General features: G+C 63.4%; 17 protein-coding genes. 13 read left to right on the top strand and 4 right to left on the bottom strand.

Annotation, left to right across the window (positions count from 1 at the left end; genetic code table 11):
- The first annotated feature begins 80 nt into the window (after positions 1–80).
- The 5 genes from O7A05_RS22945 to O7A05_RS22925 all read left to right on the top strand — a co-directional run bounded on the left by O7A05_RS22945 (position 81) and on the right by O7A05_RS22925 (position 6328).
- The gene (locus O7A05_RS22945) at positions 81–746 is read left to right on the top strand and encodes an ArsR/SmtB family transcription factor (RefSeq protein WP_337095221.1); all 666 of its coding nucleotides are present in this window, start codon (positions 81–83) and stop codon (positions 744–746) included.
- 467 nt (positions 747–1213) lie between these two features.
- On the top strand, positions 1214–2794 hold the full coding sequence (locus O7A05_RS22940; RefSeq protein WP_337095220.1) for a hypothetical protein: 1581 nt from the start codon (positions 1214–1216) through the stop codon (positions 2792–2794).
- Positions 2795–2881: 87 nt separating this feature from the next.
- Positions 2882–3901, top strand: coding sequence for a phosphatase PAP2 family protein (locus O7A05_RS22935; protein WP_337095219.1), 1020 nt, complete (start codon positions 2882–2884; stop codon positions 3899–3901).
- 9 nt (positions 3902–3910) lie between these two features.
- Positions 3911–5458, top strand: a complete 1548-nt coding sequence (locus tag O7A05_RS22930; protein WP_337095218.1) for a S8 family peptidase — start codon at positions 3911–3913, stop codon at positions 5456–5458.
- 165 nt (positions 5459–5623) lie between these two features.
- The gene (locus O7A05_RS22925; RefSeq protein WP_337095217.1) at positions 5624–6328 is read left to right on the top strand and encodes an adenylate/guanylate cyclase domain-containing protein; all 705 of its coding nucleotides are present in this window, start codon (positions 5624–5626) and stop codon (positions 6326–6328) included.
- A gap of 212 nt (positions 6329–6540) precedes the next feature.
- Here the strand turns inward: O7A05_RS22925 and efp are convergent, their stop codons facing one another.
- Positions 6541–7110, bottom strand: coding sequence for an elongation factor P (gene efp / locus O7A05_RS22920; protein WP_224582020.1), 570 nt, complete (start codon positions 7108–7110; stop codon positions 6541–6543).
- Positions 7111–7239: 129 nt separating this feature from the next.
- Here efp and epmA point away from each other — a divergent pair, with 129 nt between their 5' ends.
- The 7 genes from epmA (at position 7240) to lpxK (ending at position 14111) form a co-directional block, all read left to right on the top strand.
- Entirely contained in the window at positions 7240–8295 is a 1056-nt protein-coding gene (gene epmA / locus O7A05_RS22915) for an EF-P lysine aminoacylase EpmA (protein ID WP_337095216.1), read from the top strand.
- Between the two features lie 178 nt (positions 8296–8473).
- Positions 8474–9817 (top strand): TldD/PmbA family protein, encoded by a 1344-nt coding sequence (locus O7A05_RS22910; RefSeq protein WP_337095215.1) that lies wholly within the window; start codon positions 8474–8476, stop codon positions 9815–9817.
- The gene (locus tag O7A05_RS22905) at positions 9804–10613 is read left to right on the top strand and encodes a 3'(2'),5'-bisphosphate nucleotidase CysQ (RefSeq protein ID WP_337095214.1); all 810 of its coding nucleotides are present in this window, start codon (positions 9804–9806) and stop codon (positions 10611–10613) included. The genes O7A05_RS22910 and O7A05_RS22905 overlap by 14 nt, the downstream gene beginning before the upstream one ends.
- A 75-nt stretch (positions 10614–10688) precedes the next feature.
- Positions 10689–10934 carry a DUF4170 domain-containing protein gene (locus tag O7A05_RS22900; RefSeq protein WP_337095213.1) on the top strand — a complete coding sequence of 82 codons (246 nt, stop codon included), beginning with the start codon at positions 10689–10691 and terminating at the stop codon, positions 10932–10934.
- Positions 10935–10939: 5 nt separating this feature from the next.
- Positions 10940–11719 (top strand): lysophospholipid acyltransferase family protein, encoded by a 780-nt coding sequence (locus O7A05_RS22895; RefSeq protein ID WP_337095269.1) that lies wholly within the window; start codon positions 10940–10942, stop codon positions 11717–11719.
- Positions 11716–13032, top strand: coding sequence for a lipid IV(A) 3-deoxy-D-manno-octulosonic acid transferase (gene waaA / locus O7A05_RS22890; RefSeq protein WP_224582025.1), 1317 nt, complete (start codon positions 11716–11718; stop codon positions 13030–13032). Before O7A05_RS22895 ends, waaA begins: the two co-directional genes overlap by 4 nt.
- Positions 13033–13082: 50 nt before the next feature.
- Entirely contained in the window at positions 13083–14111 is a 1029-nt protein-coding gene (gene lpxK / locus O7A05_RS22885) for a tetraacyldisaccharide 4'-kinase (RefSeq protein ID WP_337095212.1), read from the top strand.
- Positions 14112–14147: 36 nt separating this feature from the next.
- Here lpxK and O7A05_RS22880 read toward each other — a convergent pair whose 3' ends face one another.
- Together O7A05_RS22880 and O7A05_RS22875 are read right to left on the bottom strand one after the other, a co-directional pair.
- Complete coding sequence (locus O7A05_RS22880) at positions 14148–14912, bottom strand: glycosyltransferase family 92 protein (RefSeq protein ID WP_337095211.1); 765 nt, start codon at positions 14910–14912, stop codon at positions 14148–14150.
- A gap of 133 nt (positions 14913–15045) precedes the next feature.
- Complete coding sequence (locus tag O7A05_RS22875; protein ID WP_040986608.1) at positions 15046–15279, bottom strand: DUF2093 domain-containing protein; 234 nt, start codon at positions 15277–15279, stop codon at positions 15046–15048.
- Positions 15280–15394: 115 nt separating this feature from the next.
- Here O7A05_RS22875 and O7A05_RS22870 point away from each other — a divergent pair, with 115 nt between their 5' ends.
- The gene (locus O7A05_RS22870; protein ID WP_337095210.1) at positions 15395–15997 is read left to right on the top strand and encodes a hypothetical protein; all 603 of its coding nucleotides are present in this window, start codon (positions 15395–15397) and stop codon (positions 15995–15997) included.
- Between the two features lie 6 nt (positions 15998–16003).
- Here the strand turns inward: O7A05_RS22870 and O7A05_RS22865 are convergent, their stop codons facing one another.
- The gene (locus O7A05_RS22865; RefSeq protein WP_337095209.1) at positions 16004–16930 is read right to left on the bottom strand and encodes a LysR family transcriptional regulator; all 927 of its coding nucleotides are present in this window, start codon (positions 16928–16930) and stop codon (positions 16004–16006) included.
- Positions 16931–16942: the final 12 nt, after the last annotated feature.

Genomic DNA, 16942 nt, shown 5'->3' with positions numbered 1-16942 from the left:
TTCCTCCCCGCAGGCTCGGCTTGACAGCAATGGTCGAAACCGTCATTCAATTATTCCATTGAATGACGGCAGAAAGGCCGATGTCAATCCGCAATCCGAAACAGGCGCTGTACGAACAGTTCGCGATCGTCGCCAAGGCGCTCGGTCACCCGCTGCGCCTGGAGTTGATCGAGCACATCGCGCAAGGTGCCCGCAGCGTCGAGGCGCTCGCCGCGAAGCTCAGCCAGCCGGTCGCCAACATCTCCCAGCATCTGCAGGCGCTTCGCCGCGCCGGCATCGTCTCGGCCGAGCGCGGCGGCAAATTCGTGCACTATTCGCTCGCCGATGCGAGCGTGCTTTCCGCCTTCGCCGCCGTGCGCGGCGTCGCCGAGCGGCAACTCGCCGAGGTCGACCGCATCGTGCGCGGCTATTTCGACGCGCGCGACGATATGCGACCGGTCACGCGCGAGGAGCTTCAGACGCTGATGCGCGATGGGCTGGTGACGCTGATCGACGTCCGCCCGGCGGACGAGTTCGCGCTCGGCCATGTGCCGGGCGCCATCAATGTTCCACTGGGAGAAATCAAGGTCTGGTCGGCCGACATCGCTGTCGGCCGTGAAATCGTCGCCTATTGCCGTGGACCGTGGTGCGTGATGTCCTTCGAAGCGGTGGCCGCGCTGCGCTCAGTTGGACTCGCCGCACGTCGGTTAGAGGACGGCATGCCGGAATGGAAGGCCGCCGGCCTGCCGGTGGAAATGGCGGGCTGATGGTGTGGCTGATTAGGCGGGCGGAACGGAAAGGCCGGTGAGCGCCATTGCAGGCGCTTGGTGACAATATGATGTCGTGGGCGGGGCCGAAGCGGACCGGCGGCTCCGAGGGTGGAATGTGGGAAGCGGACATTTAGGCGCCCCCGTGCATCGACGTGAACTGACCCAACTCCGACGATGGGACCGCTCACATCGAACGACCGTTTGACGTCGCTAAAGAGTCCTTCCGTCACAGCAGAAATGCCATCTCGAATCCTTGCCACTTGCAGGTTTGACCTTACGGAAGCCGAGAGCTACAGATAGATTTATATTAGTGGATCATATATTAGAGGTACGAGGGACGCGAGGGGTCGCTAGTGTACTCGGATGGCCGTCCTTTCCTTAGATTGATTGGGCCATTCGCGATTGAGCGCGCGGATGGCGCGGACGTTACGCCGCATGGCAGACGGTCCAAGGCGCTCTTGGCCATGCTCGCCCTGGCACCCAACGGTAAGCGGAGCAGAAAATGGCTGCAAAGCAAGCTCTGGAGCACTCGCGGCGAGGAGCAGGGTGCAGCAAGCTTGCGGCAGGAACTGTCCGAGGTTCGGAAGTCGCTCCGCAACGCTGGCCTTGATCTAATCTCGACCGATCGTGATGTGGTTCGACTCGACGTCGCTTCGATCGGCATCGATTTGAACGATCCGCCCGAAGGCTCTGCCACGCGTGATCTGCTTGAGGGCCTCGATATTCGCGACCCAGAGTTCGAGGATTGGCTTCGTGAGCAAAGAAGCCAATGGCCCCGACCTCGCACAGTGCCAGCAAACGTCTATCCTGTTGGCGCGGCAGATCAGTTGTCCGGACAGCGAAGCGCCTCACTTCTGAATTCGTCGCGGCTATGCTTGGGCCTGGTTCGCGACGCCAGGTGGACGGAGGGCTCCGCTAACAGGGCCGTCGGCGACCTTGTCCTGGATCTGGTGGTTCGATCGATCCTGAATTTCGAAGTGGTCGACGTCGTGGATTTTCAAGCGCAGGGACCGCTGACCCAAGCGCCTGACACTGCGTTACCGGACTGGCTGTTGCAAACCAGGGCAACGGTGGTGGGCGACAGAGTAGGCCTGACATTTGGATTAATTGCGCCCGGTGACAGCCGGCTCTTGTGGTCGCATACGGATTTTCTCGAGCTTGCCGACCTGACTGGCCCGGCGAGCCTGAAGCTGATGTCGCTGGTCAATCAGACCGTGTTTTCGATCCTCGAATTCGTTCTCAATCCTAAGTCCATCCGCGACGAGCCCCGACACCGGGCGTCTCGGCTTGCATTGACAGCGCTGCGACAGGTGTTCCGTATGCGCGATACGGACCTGGATTCGGCGGAGCGCATGCTCGCCGAAGCATATGAGCTCGACCCGCGTAGCACATATCTGGGGTGGCAGCTGTTTGTGTTTGTCACCCGCTTTGGCGAGAGACGGGTCGGCCGTTCGGGCACCTTTCACGATCAGGTTCGGGAATGCGCCAGTCGCGCCGTCGAAGTGGCCCCCTTCAATCCTATCACGCTGGCGTTGGCCGCTCATGCCCATTCGTTCGTCTTTCGTGAATACGCACAGGCACTGGAACTCGCCGATCGAGCGATAGCCGCTAACCCGCTGCAAGCCATTTGCTGGGACATGCGGGCCTTGACGCTCGGCTATCTCGGCGAGGTGAAGCGTGGATATGAGGATGCGATGCGCGCACGTGCACTGGGCGGGCCTCCCCTGTATCGTTACTGCATCGATACCACGTGCTGCATCTTGGCAACTTTGAACGGGCGCTTCGAGGAGGGGATACGTCACGGCGAGCGTGTCCTTGCGCAGCAACCCACATACCTACCCGCTTTGAGATACTCGGCTGCCTGCCACGGGCATCTGGGGCAGACTGTGGAAGCAGTTAGAACTGTCGAACGTCTGCGCGCCTCGGAGCCGGATTTCTCGCTCGAGCTGCTTTCGGACGAGAATTATCCAATTGCAGGCATACTCGGAGTTTCGGTTATCCAGAGCGGGCTGTCGCGGATAACGCTGCCAAGGTACGCGCCCTAGCGTTGCGCACCGCAGGCGTTACGTCGAGGCTCCGACCACCAGGTGGCGCGGATCGAATTTAGAAGCTTTAGTTGAGGGGTGGACATGATGTCGATAATTGATCTTGACAAAAAGTTGTTTAACGCCCGCTTCCTGGTCAGAGGATCGGACATAAGACAATATCCGCTGATATTGGGTGACGCAAAACCTGAAAAGGCTCTTGAGGAATACATCAAAAATAGAGGCGGCGAAAAACTGCATCCTTTCGTGTCTATGATGACCAAGAGCAGCGTTCTTTCGATTCAAGAAGAGCAGATCGTGATAACGATTTCTGACGACCCTATGGAGGGTGTCATGCGCCTTTCGCCGGCCTTCCGGGCGGGGCCGAGCGCAGGTCGAGGTCGAGGCAGGGGCAGAGGACGCGGACGAGGACGGGGACGCGGCAGGGGGCAAACGGCTTTCGAAACTGGCGAGGAGGCTTTGCCGGCGTGGCACGACAAGCGTGCCTTGCACACGATCGGACTAAGCGTCGCCAACAAATATCTCGGCGCGATCTGGGAGGACATTCTTATCGATCCCCCGCCCGGACCTTCAGAGAGCCTCAGGGAGACAGAAGCGCTTCTCGATCTGCAGAAGAGGAGGGAAGGTGACCCGGTGCGGCGCGAGGAGATCGTCGGCCAGGCATCGTTCGGGATTTTGGACTACACGGCACCGCTCGGAATAGACACTCTCGCGGGCTTCGAGGGGACATGCGCATTGATTGTTGCGATCCTCGAACTTACGGAGGAGATCGGGCTCAACTACAAAGATCGATTCAACCGGCCGCGACCCAACATCATTGAGCAGAGGCTGCGGCCGGCGCTTCCGGTTCCTTCGCACGCTTCCTACCCGTCCAACCATTCATTTCAGTCATTTGCGGTGGCGAACGTTCTGCAACGGATGTTGCCCGAGCACGCAGGTGTAACCGCGCTTTATGCGCGCGCCCGCCGGGTGGCCGAGAACAGGGAATGGGCCGGGCTGCACTATGCCAGCGACACCGATGCCGGCGAGGAACTGGCTGCGCGCATTTCTCCGTACTTGGTGGACGCGATGGATGAAACGATCCGGCGCGCCCAGAGCGAATGGTAGGAGGGTGCCATGACGGACGACATCAAGAAGGGCGAAGGCCATCTTTGTTATGACTGGTATCACTACCTGTGGCACCTGATTGCAATCGGCGCCTTGCGCGATCGTCCGCGCATCCCTGAAACGCGGTTGCCGCACGAGGCCGCATACCTGCTGGAGGCCGACGCCTGGGATTTGTTGGGTACTGACAAGCCCGGTTACGGCGAGGTCATTGCCCAGATCGATACGGGGGTGAACTCAAGCCATCCCAATCTCGACCCTCGTATCCGTCCTGCGGTCAGCTTCGCCGCTCACCCATTCGGGTTGAATTACGTCATACCCAAGCAGCAACCGCTCGTCTTGCGAGGGCCGGAAAAAAAGCAGAGCAAGAGCTTTGTGGGCGACGATACCTGGGCATGGGCGGCAGGCCTGATCAAATCGAGAAACAATGCGCAGGAAGTCGAGGTTCAGAAATCGCTGCTTCGAGCACTGAAAGATGGGCGCGGCGTAATTCAGGAGACTGCTGAGACCTCGCGTATGCGCTACTCAGCGCACGGGACCGCCTGCGCCGGGCTGATGGTCGGCGCCCCTGCGGCCTCGCCCGTGAAGTTGAGGCAATTTAGCAACGGTGAAGGGGCAATACCTTATTGGGGCGTCGCCCCAGGCGCTGAACTCCTGCCGATCGAGATTTCCGCACGGCCCGACGCAGCGCAGCTCATTATGGCGTTCCTCTATGCCCGCGACCAGAAGGTTTCAGTCATACACTTTCCCCGGGAAGTACCCGATCCATGGCGAGCGCACCGTTCCTATCCCGGATATGGCGACAGCAGATATACTTCGGTCGAACAGGCAAAGCCAATTTGGGATTATTTCGAGAAGCTTTTCGAGGCGATCAGCGAGGAAATCCCCATCATCTGCGCAGCCGGTAACGATGGCTACGACCATCTGATTTACCCGGCGAGCAAGGCCGGCGAAAGCAACGGCGTGATTGCGGTGGCGGCCGTCACTTATCGGGCGATACGTTCAGCATATTCCAACTACAGCGGCGATCCGACCGACAATTCCGTCACCATTTCCGCGCCATCCGACGACCAGGAGGTGTGCACGCGCTGCCAAATACGACTGGACAGGGAGTCGCCGCGTTCACGTGACCACAATTTCGATATCTACGAGAAGCTCCCCCAGGTTGAATACGCGCCGCAGGGCGTGCTCACCACCGACATCCCGGGCTACCACGGCTATTCCGGCGGACAGCTGGAAGGAATCCAGCCCCCGAGCGTCGAAAGCAGAGACCGCGCCGGGCTCTACACGGTATTTGGCGGCACATCTGCAGCCTCGGCCATCGTCGCGGGAGCAGCCGCTTTGTTGCAGTCGAAACATCGCTCCACCGGTAGGCCGCTCAACGGCATAGAGGTTAAGGCGAAGATGACCCAGTCGGGCGCAAAGGAGGTTTCATGGCCTTGGCTTGAAAAAGCTAATGTTCCGATTCTACCGGACAGCCCTAATTGCGAGAGCAGGGTGCCTTCGTTCGATCAGCAGTTTGGAGCGGGGCTGCTTGACCTCCGTAAGTTGCTACGCTGAGGGTCCCGCCGAATTTGACTAAAAAGGTCAGCTGCAAGCCGCTAAAGCCGGCCCGAATGGATTTCTGACGTAATTCTGACGTGCCCCCCACGGCGGGCTTACGATCCGCCTACGCCGTCCAGTCATATTCGAGCGACGTTTGAAACCGCTCGGGGCCGGACTCGAATGCATCCGATCACTGCCTATACGAATTCACAGACTGACCGCGCGCTCCCGTCATTCGGCATGGGTGACACGAAATTCCAGCGCGCCATCGCCACCATCATGTTTACCGACGTGGAGGACTCGACCGGCTTGGCGAACGCGCTTGGCCTCGTCGAAACCACGCGGTTCATGATCGAGCACTTCACGTTGACCCGCCAGGTCGTGATGGCCCATGGGGGGATCGTTCAAAACTTTACCGGCGACGGCGTGCTAGCTCTCTGGCCGGGGAGCGAAATGACGCCTAGCGAAACGGCGCTAAAGGCGCTGGCCGCCGTCGCGGAACTGGTACCGGAAATCTCCCTCGGCAACGCTTGGAAGCGTTCAATGGGCTCCCTGTCACGCCGCATTAGGATCGGCTTACACTCCGGCGAGGTGATGTTCATCAACGATCGCCAGTGGGATTTCTCATTTCTGGTCGGTTCGGAGGTAAATTTCGCCCGCCGCGTCGAGCAGGCTGGCAAGAGGGAGAATGGTGCAGGCGTCGACGCGTTGGTGATGGTCAGCGGTGCGACCCTCCATCTTGCTGGCCTGGCGACTGCATCGATCGACCCCTACGAGCTTGTGCGGCTAACCCCCGCCGAACTGGCTCATCGCCAGTCGGTCGACTGGCGTCGACCGTGTTCGCGAAGCAGAATTATTATGGCGCGTGCAAATGTCGGCCTTTGAGGCGTTAGCTAACGTTTGAACCTACTTCGACCAAATGCGGCTCCTGGCGCACCTGCGACCTCCAGCGCCGTCGCCGGCAATGTCCGCTTTAAGGCAGTGGCACCGCTAACTTTAATGACCGAGATGCGGCGCAAAGCAGACCAGCAAAACATGCCGATCATCGTCCCGCCTGGTCGCAGACGAGCCGTGTCAACCGGAGTGATGTGGAAACGTCAGTCCTTGGCGCGCTCGACATAGGAGCCGTCGGCGGTCATCACCACCACGCGCGTGCCGGCGGAGATGTGCGGCGGCACGGCGGTACGCACGCCGTTGGAGAGCACGGCCGGCTTGTAGGAAGAAGATGCCGTCTGGCCCTTGGTGACCGGCTCGGTCTCCACCACCTCGAAGGTGGCGCGCTGCGGCAGCACCAGCGAGATCGGCACGCCGTTGAACTGCGCGAGCTGCACGGCCATGCCTTCCTGGAGATAGGGCGCCATGTCGCCGACCACGGCTTCGGAAGCCACGACCTGGTCGTAGCTTTCCGGGTTCATGAAGTGAAAACCTTCGCCGTCGGAATAGAGGAAGGTGTGCTCGCGTTCCTCGACATAGGCGCGCTCGACCATTTCGGTCGTGCGGTAGCGTTCCGACACTTTCACCCCGTCGCCGATGCGGCGCATGTCGAGCTGGGTCACCGGCGTGCCCTTGCCAGGGTGGATGTTTTCGGCAAAGAGGATGACATAGAGCTTGCCGTCCTTATCGACGACGTTGCCTTTGCGTAAGGAACTGGCGATGACCTTGACCACGATATTCGATCCCGTTCGAGTTTTTTGGCCTGCAAGCGTCGATTTCCGCGAAGCGGCGACGGCGGCCATCGCGTGCGCCCTAGCGCATCTTGCGCCGTACCGCCAGCCTTCGGCGCGATTTTCCCGCTCATGACAGCCGCTTCGCCCTGGTGGACGCCTGATATCCATGCCGACCGCCGGCCCCGGCTGATGGCGCGCAACGCCATCGCCGCCGCGCTTCGCGGCTGGTTCGGGGAGCGCGATTTCATCGAGGTGACGACCTCGGCGCTGCAGGTTTCGCCGGGCAACGAGGCACATCTCGCCGCCTTCGCCACCGAAGCGATCGGACCCGACGCGTCGCGCCGGCCGCTCTATCTCCACACCTCGCCGGAATTCGCCTGCAAGAAACTGCTTGCCGCCGGCGAGGAGCGTATCTTCAGCCTCGGCCCCGTCTGGCGCAACCGCGAGCGCGGGCCGCTGCATCATCCTGAATTCACCATGCTCGAATGGTATCGCGTCGGCGAGAGCTATGAACGCCTGATGGACGACTGCGCCGAATTCCTGGCGCTCGCTGCGGAAAAGGCAGGCGCCAAGAGTTTCCGCTTCCGCAGCCGCGAGGCCGATCCGTTTGCCGAGCCGGAGCGGCTGAGCGTGGCCGAAGCCTTCGCCCGCCATGCCGGTATCGATCTGCTCGCGACAGTTTCAGTCGACGGCAGCACCGACCGGGACGCGCTTCACGAGGCGCTGGCCGGAGCCGGCCTGCGCACCGCGCCCGACGACAGCTGGGCCGACCTGTTCAGCCGGGTGATGGTGGAAAAGATCGAGCCGGCGCTGGGGCAGGGCCGGGCCACCATCCTTTACGGCTATCCGATCTCGGAGGCGGCGCTCGCCCGGCCGAGCGCTGAAGATCCGCGCATCGCCGAGCGCTTCGAGCTTTATTGCTGCGGTGTTGAGCTCGCCAACGCCTTCGGCGAACTCACCGACGCGGCTGAGCAGCGCCGCCGCTTTGCAGCCGAGATGGACGAGAAAGAGCGCGTCTATGGCGAGCGCTATCCGCTGGACGAGGATTTCCTCGCGGCTTTGGCCGTCATGCCGCAGGCAAGCGGCTCGGCCCTGGGCTTCGACCGGTTGGTGATGCTGGCGACGGGGGCAACCAGGATCGATGACGTGATCTGGGCGCCGGTGGCCGGCCGACGCTCTTCGTGACGCTGCGGCAAAGCATCCCGCGTGAACCACGGCGCGATTGCCTTGAGATTGCCGCATCCGCCATTGCACAAGCGCCGGTGGAACAATAGATGGTGCAAATGCATCCATGATGGTGCGCAAGCATCCATAGCCGGCGGGGTTCGCCTGACGGATTGCGTGAACAAACAGGAACAACCTTATGACCGATAAGCTCGACGCAGCGAAATTGACCGATCGTGTCGCGGCGCTCGTCGAGGCGGCCAAGCGCGCCGGCGCTGACGCCGCCGACGCGGTAGCGGTGCGCGGCCGCTCGACCGGCGTCTCGGTTCGGTTGGGCAAGGTCGAAGGCACCGAATCGTCGGAGAGCGAGGATGTCTCGCTGCGCGTCTTCGTCGGCCAGCGCGTGGCGAGCGTCTCGGCGACCGCCGCATCCGATCCGAAGGCGCTTGCCGAACGCGCGGTGGCGATGGCGAAGGTCTCGCCTGAGGACCCATTCCAGGGTCTTGCCGATCCCGCGCTGCTCGCCCGGAATTTGCGCGATCTCGACCTTTTCGACCCGACCGAGGTGTCGGCAGATCAGCTGAAGGAGGCAGCGCTTGCCGCCGAGGCGGCGGCATTGGCGGTCAAAGGCGTCACCAATTCCGCCGGCAGCAGCGCCAGTGCCGGTTTTGGCGGTATGGTTCTCGCCACCTCGCATGGCTTTGTCGGCCAGTATGTCGCCTCGCGTTTCTCGCGTTCGACCAGCGTCATTGCGGGTGAGGGAACCGCAATGGAACGTGACTACGAGTTTTCGTCACGCCAGCATTTCGCCGACCTCGACGCGCCGGAAGAGATCGGCCGCAAGGCGGGCGAACGCGCGGTGCGCCGCCTCGGCGCCCGTAAGGCGGCGACCGGCCCAGTCGACGTGGTGTTCGATCCACGCGTGGCGCGCGGCATAGCCGGCCATCTCGCCGGCGCCATCAATGGCGCCGCGGTCGCCCGCAAGACCAGCTTCCTGCGCGACATGATGGGCAAGCAGGTGGCGACGGCCGGAATCACCGTCACCGACGAGCCTTTGCGGCGGCGCGGCCAGGCCTCGCGCCCCTTCGATGGCGAAGGCGTGGAGGGCGAAAAGCTGCTGATGGTCGAGAAGGGCATCTTGAATCACTGGTTCCTGTCGACCTCGGCCGCGCGTGAGCTCGGCCTTGTCACCAATGGACGCGGCTCGCGCAGCGGCTCGTCCGTATCACCGTCTTCGACCAACCTTGCCATCGAGCCCGGCGAGCGTTCGCCGGAAGATTTGATCGCGTCGTTGAAGCGCGGCTTCTATGTCACCGAGGTGTTCGGCCAGGGCGTCGACATGGTGACCGGCGAATACAGCCGGGGCGCCTCCGGCTACTGGATCGAGAACGGCGCGGTGGCCTATCCGGTAGCCGAGGTGACGATCGCGTCGAACTTGAAAACCATGTTCCTCAACATGGTGCCTGCGAACGATCTCGACCGCAATTTCGGCACGGCGGCGCCGACGCTCCTGATCGAAGGGATGACCCTTGCCGGCGCTTGACCAATGGACCTCGAGCGCTGCCCGCGACGATCTCGCTTTGCTGCGCGAGGCCGCCCGCGAAGCCGGCGCCATCGCCATGCGCTATTTCGGCAACAACCCGCAGGTGTGGATGAAGGGCGGCACCTCGCCGGTCAGCGAGGCCGACCATGCGGCGGACGCCTATCTGCGCGAGACCCTGCTCAGGGCGCGGCCGGATTATGGCTGGCTGTCGGAGGAGACCGCCGACGATCATGCCAGGCTGTCGGCCCGCCGCACCTTCGTCGTCGACCCGATCGACGGCACGCGCGGCTTTCTCGATGGCCTGCATGCCTGGTGTGTCAGCGTCGCCGTGGTCGAGGACGGGCGCTCGCTTGCCGGCGTGCTCGAATGCCCGGCCAAACGCGAGACCTATTGGGCGCTGCCGGGCGAGGGCGCCTATCTCAACGACAAGCGCATCCATGTGCGTCCGCTGGGCGAAAGCGTCGATATCGGCGGACCCAAGCCGCTGGTCGACCTGATGCCGCAAGCCTGGCACGGCAGGCTGCGGCGGACGGCCTACATTCCCTCGCTTGCCTATCGGCTGGCGATGATCGCCGCCGGCAAGCTCGACGCGACCTTCGTCAAGCCTAACGCGCATGACTGGGACATCGCCGCCGCCGATCTCATCCTCACCGAGGCCGGCGGCGCATTGCTCGACCGCACCGGCAAGCCGCCGCGCTATGCCGGCGAGGTGATCAACCATGGTGCGCTTGCCGCCGGCAGCGGCGAACTGCTCGGCGTGCTCGCCAGGGTCATCGCGGGGATTGACCACGGGTGAGTCGGCCCGCAGTTCCAAAATCGGCTGCTTTGGGCTAAACGTTTCACAAAACTCATGAATCTGCGAAGGATCGGCATGGCCGCGGAAGACGGAAAGAAGCAGCTTTTGCACCTGGTGTTCGGTGGCGAGCTGAAAAAGCTGGGTGGAACCGAGTTTCGCGACCTGGACGCGCTCGACATCGTCGGCATCTACCCCGACTATCAATCGGCGCACGCCGCTTGGAAGGCGAAGGCGCAAGCCAGTGTCGACAATGCCCACATGCGTTATTTCGTTGTTCATCTGCACCGTTTGCTCGATCCAGAATCGAAGGTCGGCATTTGACGTCGATGGAGCATGAAGCGGTGAAAGGGACGACCGGGCGGCGCGCCGCCAGGCGCGGCGGAACGCGCACGCTGTGGCGGCGCATCCGCGAGCCATTGGCGCAGTCGAGTTTCGTCAAGAACTTCATCGCCAGCCTGTTCGCCTGGTTCGTTCGTCTGATTCGCGTCACCAGCCCGCTGGTCGAGGGCTCGACCCAGGTTGCGGGCGGGGCTTATGCGCATCTTGAGCCCGGCATCATCGCGCTCTGGCACGGTCAGCATCTTCTCACCCCTGCCTATTATCCCAAGGGCCGGCCGCTGGTCGCCATGGTCTCGCGCAGCGCCGATGCGGAGCTCCAGGCGCTGATGATCGAGAAATTCGGCATCGAGGCGGTGCGCGGTTCCGGCGGCCGCGACAGTTCGAGGCATCTCGACAAGGGCGGCGCCAAGGCCCTGATCGCGCTGAAGAGGTCCCTCGTGGCCGGCAAGAACGTCGCCATGATCGCCGACATTCCGAACGGCACGCCGCGCGATGCCGGGCTCGGCGTCGTCCTTCTGGCAAGGCTTTCCGGTCGGCCGATCCTGCCCTCGGCCATCGCCACCAGCCGCCGCAAGGTGCTGGAGAAGAGCTGGGACAAGACCACCATCAACCTGCCTTTCGGCCGCTCGGCGGTCATCGTGGGCCCGCCTGTCTTCGTGCCGGCCGATGCCGATGATGCCGAGATGGAGCGCAAGCGGCAGGAGGTCACGGCCTCCCTCAACGCCGCGACGGCCGAGGCCTATCGCCTCGTGGATGGCGGCAAATGAGCGAGCGTTGGGCGCGCGCTGCCCTCACGGCCTACCGCTATGCGGGGGCGGTCGCCTATCCGCTGATCGGTCCCTATGTCGCTTGGCGCGCCTCGCGCGGCAAGGAGGATCGCGCCCGCCGGCGCGAGCGCTATGGTGTTGCCGGCCGTCCGCGGCCGGAAGGGCCGGTGATCTGGATCCATGCGGCAAGCGTCGGTGAGACGATCGCGGTGGTGCCGCTGGTCGAGAGCATCCTCGACTATGGCGTCAACATCGTTCTGACCACCGGCACCGTGACCTCGGCCAAGGTTGCCGAAGAGCGCCTCGGCAGCCGCATCATCCACCAATATGTACCGCTCGATCTCAAGCCCGCGGTAAGCCGTTTTCTTGATCACTGGCGGCCGGAACTGGCGATCATCGCCGAATCGGAAATCTGGCCGATGACCATCCTGGAACTTGGCGCCCGCAACGTGCCGCAGGTTCTGGTCAACGGCCGGCTGTCGGACCGCTCCTTCATGTCCTGGAAGAAGCGCGCCGGCGTTGCCGAGGCGCTGTTCGAGAATCTCGCCCATGTCATCGCCCAGTCGGATGTCGACGGCGAGCGGTTCCGCGCGCTGGGCGCCCGGCCGGTCACCGTTTCTGGCAACCTCAAGGTGGACACCAACCCGCCTCCGGTCGACGAGCGGGCCTTAGCCACCCTGCAGCGCCAGATCGGCGGCCGTCCGACCTGGGCTGCGATCTCGACCCATGATGGCGAGGAGGTCGTGGCCGCGGAGGTCCATGCAAGCCTGCATAGGCGCCATCATGGTCTCTTGACCATCATCGTGCCGCGTCACCCCGATCGCGCCGATGCGCTGGCCGCGCAGATTTCCGGCATGGGCCTGTCCGTGGCACGGCGCAGCAAGGGCGACCGCATCTCCCACGATACCGACATCCTTCTTGGCGACACGATCGGTGAAATGGGTCTTTACCTGAGGCTGACCGAGATCGCTTTCGTCGGCCGCTCGCTGACTTCGCAAGGCGGCCAGAACCCTCTCGAGCCGGCGATGCTCGAAACCGCCGTGCTGGCCGGCCGCAACGTGCAGAATTTCCGCGAGGCCTATCAGCGCCTGCTCGACAGCGGCGGCGCGAAGCTGGTGCGCGACCGCGACATGTTGACCGGCGCCGTCAATTTCCTTTTGACCAACGAAGCGGCGCGCCACGAAATGATGGCGGCGGGTGCCGCCACCGTCGACGAGATGCGCGGCGCGCTCGCCCGCACCCTGAAATCGCTGGAGCCTTATATCCAGCCGCTGGTCGTCAAGGCGCGCCTGAAAGGCGCAAACGGGCGTTAGCGTATGACCAAAGGATCATGCGCAAAATCAAATTGCGCGGAACCCACGCGATGACCAGCGAAGCGCCACCCTTCTGGTGGGAAAAGCCGGACTGGCGGGTGCTTGCGCTGTCACCCGCATCGGCGATCTATGGGCTGGTCGCCGGCCGCCGCATGCGCCATGCTCCGCGCGAGAAGGTCGCAGCACCGGTGCTGTGCGTCGGCAACCTTACCGTCGGCGGCAGCGGCAAGACGCCGGTCGCCATCGCCTTGGCCAAGCAGGCCAAGCGCATGCAGCTCACGCCAGGCTTCCTGTCGCGCGGCCATGGCGGCTCGTTTGCCAAGCCGCATGTCGTCGACGCGCATCACGACGCCGCCAAGCATGTCGGCGACGAGCCGCTGCTTCTGGCCGAACATGCCCCGGTTGCGGTGACGGCGAACCGCGCTGCCGGCGCGAAGCTGCTCATCGAAAAACATGGCTGCGACTTTCTGATCATGGATGACGGCTTCCAGTCTGCGCGCGTCCATATCGACTACGCGCTGGTGGTGGTCGACGCCCGCTTCGGCATCGGCAACGGCCGCGTCATCCCGGGCGGGCCGCTGCGCGCCAAGGTCGTCGACCAATTGGTGTTCACCAGCGGCTTGCTGAAGATGGGCGAGGGGGCCGCCGCCGACGGCGTCGTGCGCCAGGCGGCGCGCGCCGGGCGGCCGATATTCCTGGCGCATGTCGAGCCGGCGAACCCGTCGCGCTTCGCAGGTGGCCGCTTCCTTGCCTTCGCCGGCATCGGCCATCCGGAGAAATTCTTCGACACGGTGCGCGGCGCGGGCGGCGAAGTGGCTCAGTCGCGCGCCTTTCCGGACCATCATTTCTACGCCCAGGACGAGCTAGCCGATCTCCTGACGCTTGCCCGGCAGGAGGGGCTGCGGCTCGTCACCACGGCCAAGGACGCAGCACGGCTTCGCCACGGCGAGACGCCCGCCGGTTTCCTTGATCGACTGGATGTGCTCGATATCGAGGCCGTCTTCGAGCTCGATCATGTGCCCGAACGCATCGTCGACGAGACGCTCGACGCCTGGCGCCAGCGCAAGATGCGGGGCTGAGTTTCGAGAATGATGGGGGCGAAGAGGCGGCCGCGGCTATCCTGCGCGCTGCATAGCCTTCAGGATCGCGTCGTCGCTCTCGACATTGAGCTTGCTTTCGAAGGCGACATGCCAATCCCTGTCGCGTAGAGCGGACGTCGAGGCGTCGCCGCGCCGGATTTTCTGGTCGAGGTCGGCGAGCGATCGCGACCAATAGTGATTGATCCTCAATATATCGAGCTTGGGGGGCATGCCGGGGACAATGGTCCGTCGATGGGTGTCCAATCCTTCCCCTGACAGGAATTTCGACTGATGGACGCCCACCCTGTAGACCATGCGGGGGTTGAGGATTGTCTTGACCGTCGTGATGTCTGCCCCGGCTCGCATCGTATAGGCCTCGACCACCGGCCGTTCCGGTCGCTCGACATGGCCGGAGGATCCATAGAAAGCTTGCCAGACGCAAACGCCTGGCAGGTCGCGATAGTCGCTCAGAACCGACGGTACGTCACGTCCGTCGGGCGCGAAAAGAAACTCATCGATGTCGAAGAATCCGATCCACAACGCTTCACGCCAGCGCCTGCGGATGCAGTCCCTATAAGCCGACAGTTGCCCCACCGGCCGCGGCCAGTCGACCAGCGTAACCAGCCCCTCCTGGATGAACGGGTTCAATACGGCTTTGAAGTCGTCGGTCGAGAAGTTGTTGTAGAGATAGAAATGCTCAAATCCCACATTCTGGTGGAACCTGATCCATTCGGCCAGGAACGGCGCTTCCTCGCGGAAGATGGCGCAGGCCGTCAGCTTGAATCTGGGCGACCTCGACACCGCCCGATCACGCCATCTCGCGCGCATGATAAGCGGCATGCGAATAAGAGTCTTGAGAGATTTCCTGAATTTTTTCAACGCAGTACCCTAAGCGGTCGAGCTTGGCCGCCACGGCGCCATGGGCTCGCAAGGCCTATCCCCGCTTGCGCAGTTCCGGATGCATCTCGATCTCGCGGGCAAGCGAGACCGCCGCGTTCACATAGGGCTCCTGCCGGGCGACGCTCCAATATTTGAGCTCGTCGAGCGGAATGTTCTCGCCCGTCACCGCGCAGCGCACGAAGGAACCGGGACTGGTGACCTGGAAGTCGCCGTCGAGATAGCGGATCCGGGCTTCCCTGCCGCCCGGGCCTTCGAAACGGTTCATCATGAAAGGGCGCTTGCGTTCATCGGGTTTCAATCGCCACAAATCGCCGACAACGTCAAGCTTGACGCAATGCTCATGCAGTATGGCTGAAGCGGAAAATTGGTTTCCGGAAGCCGGCATGGATATCACCTCGACCCGCTTGAATGCACTGATCGGTGAAGCGCTCACCCCGCAGCCGGTGCCATCGCCCAAGGCCGATCGGGCGACGGCGGCTTTGATCAGGACGCTGATCCAGCCGCCGGCACCCTCGACGGGGCAGGCGGCGCAAATCGCGGCCCAGTCGCTGCAAAGTGCGCAGCCGCGCCCTGCCGCCCAAGCATCGCAACGCCTGTCGTCCTCCGAGGTCGAGGATGCCTACCGCGCCGTCATGGAGCTCGATGCCGCCCCCGACGACGCGTCGGCAAGACCCTCGACGGGCAGGGCGGCGACGGATATCGATCAGGCTCCGCGCGGCTTCGCCTCACCGCATGCAGCGGTCGCCGACAATACGCCCAGGCCCGCCGTTGCGCCGGCATTGTCCACATTTTCGCCGGCCGTCGCTTCCGCCGCTATGCTGATCGCGGCCAACGCCAATGCCCCGCAGCCTCGTGGTGCCGCCGTTCCTCCGGCTGGTCACGCGCCGCGCTCCGATTCCGTCGCGGTGTCGCTCTGGACGATATCGGTCGTCACGGCAATCGTCTCGGCCGTGACCGCGACGATCATGGTGCTGTTGCTTCGCTAATTCCGCTCAGAGGTCGTCCTGAAGGAAAGCCTCGAGCTTTTCCGGAGCAAGCCCAGCCTGTTCTGCGATGCGCCTAGCAAGGTCAGCCGCCGCCGCGCGCGGCCGGCCGACCGGGCGGTCCATCCAGTAAGACACCGGATTGAGCGTAACGCGCTCATCGACGCCAACGATACGGCCGGATTGAAGCTGATCTGCCGTCAGCGGCGGCCGCGCCAGCGCGATGCCCAGCCCGTGCGCCGCTGCGTCCAACACCAGATTGTAGTCTTCGAAACGCCTGTCCTGCGGACGGGGGCGGTAATCGACGTCTTGTGCGGCGAACCAGGCGCGCCATGCGGACGCGTCGGAATCGTTGATCAGCGAGAACTTCAGCAGCCGTGCAGGATCGCCTCGTCCGATCTCCTTCGCCAACTCGGGCGAGGCGATCGGGAAAATATGCTCCTCGAAAAGCTGTACCGAGATGCGGCCGGGAATACGGCCGCGCCCGCAGCGCACCGAAAGATCTATCCCTTCGTCGGCGAGATCGGCCTGGCGGTTGTCGACGTCGAGCACGATGCGCAGCTTGGTCGGATGGTTCTCCAGCGCGGCCATGCGCGGCATCAGCCACAGCCCGCTGACCGATGGGATGGAGGCCAGCCGCACCACGGCGGTGCCGCGCGGCTCGATCCAGCGGTCGGAGTTGAACGAGATCAGCGCGAAGGCCTCGGCGGTCCTCAAATGCAGGCGGTTGCCCTCGATCGTCAGCGTCACGCCGCGCGCGTTGCGCTCGAACACTTTCAAGCCAAGCCAGTCCTCCAGCTTGGCGATCTGGCGGCTCACCGCGCCATGGGTGAGGTTGAGCTTTTCAGCCGCCGCGGAAAAACTCCCCGTGCGCGCCGCCGCGTCGAAGGCGCGCAGGGTTTCCAGCGGCAGTATCTGGTCAGAGCTGTGATCCATGCTCACAGCTGA

This window comes from Mesorhizobium argentiipisi (SeqCode), assembly GCF_037179585.1.
Taxonomy (GTDB): domain Bacteria; phylum Pseudomonadota; class Alphaproteobacteria; order Rhizobiales; family Rhizobiaceae; genus Mesorhizobium; species Mesorhizobium argentiipisi.
The sequence above is the reverse complement of the archived record's forward strand: the minus strand, read 5'-3'. Positions and strand labels throughout refer to the sequence as shown.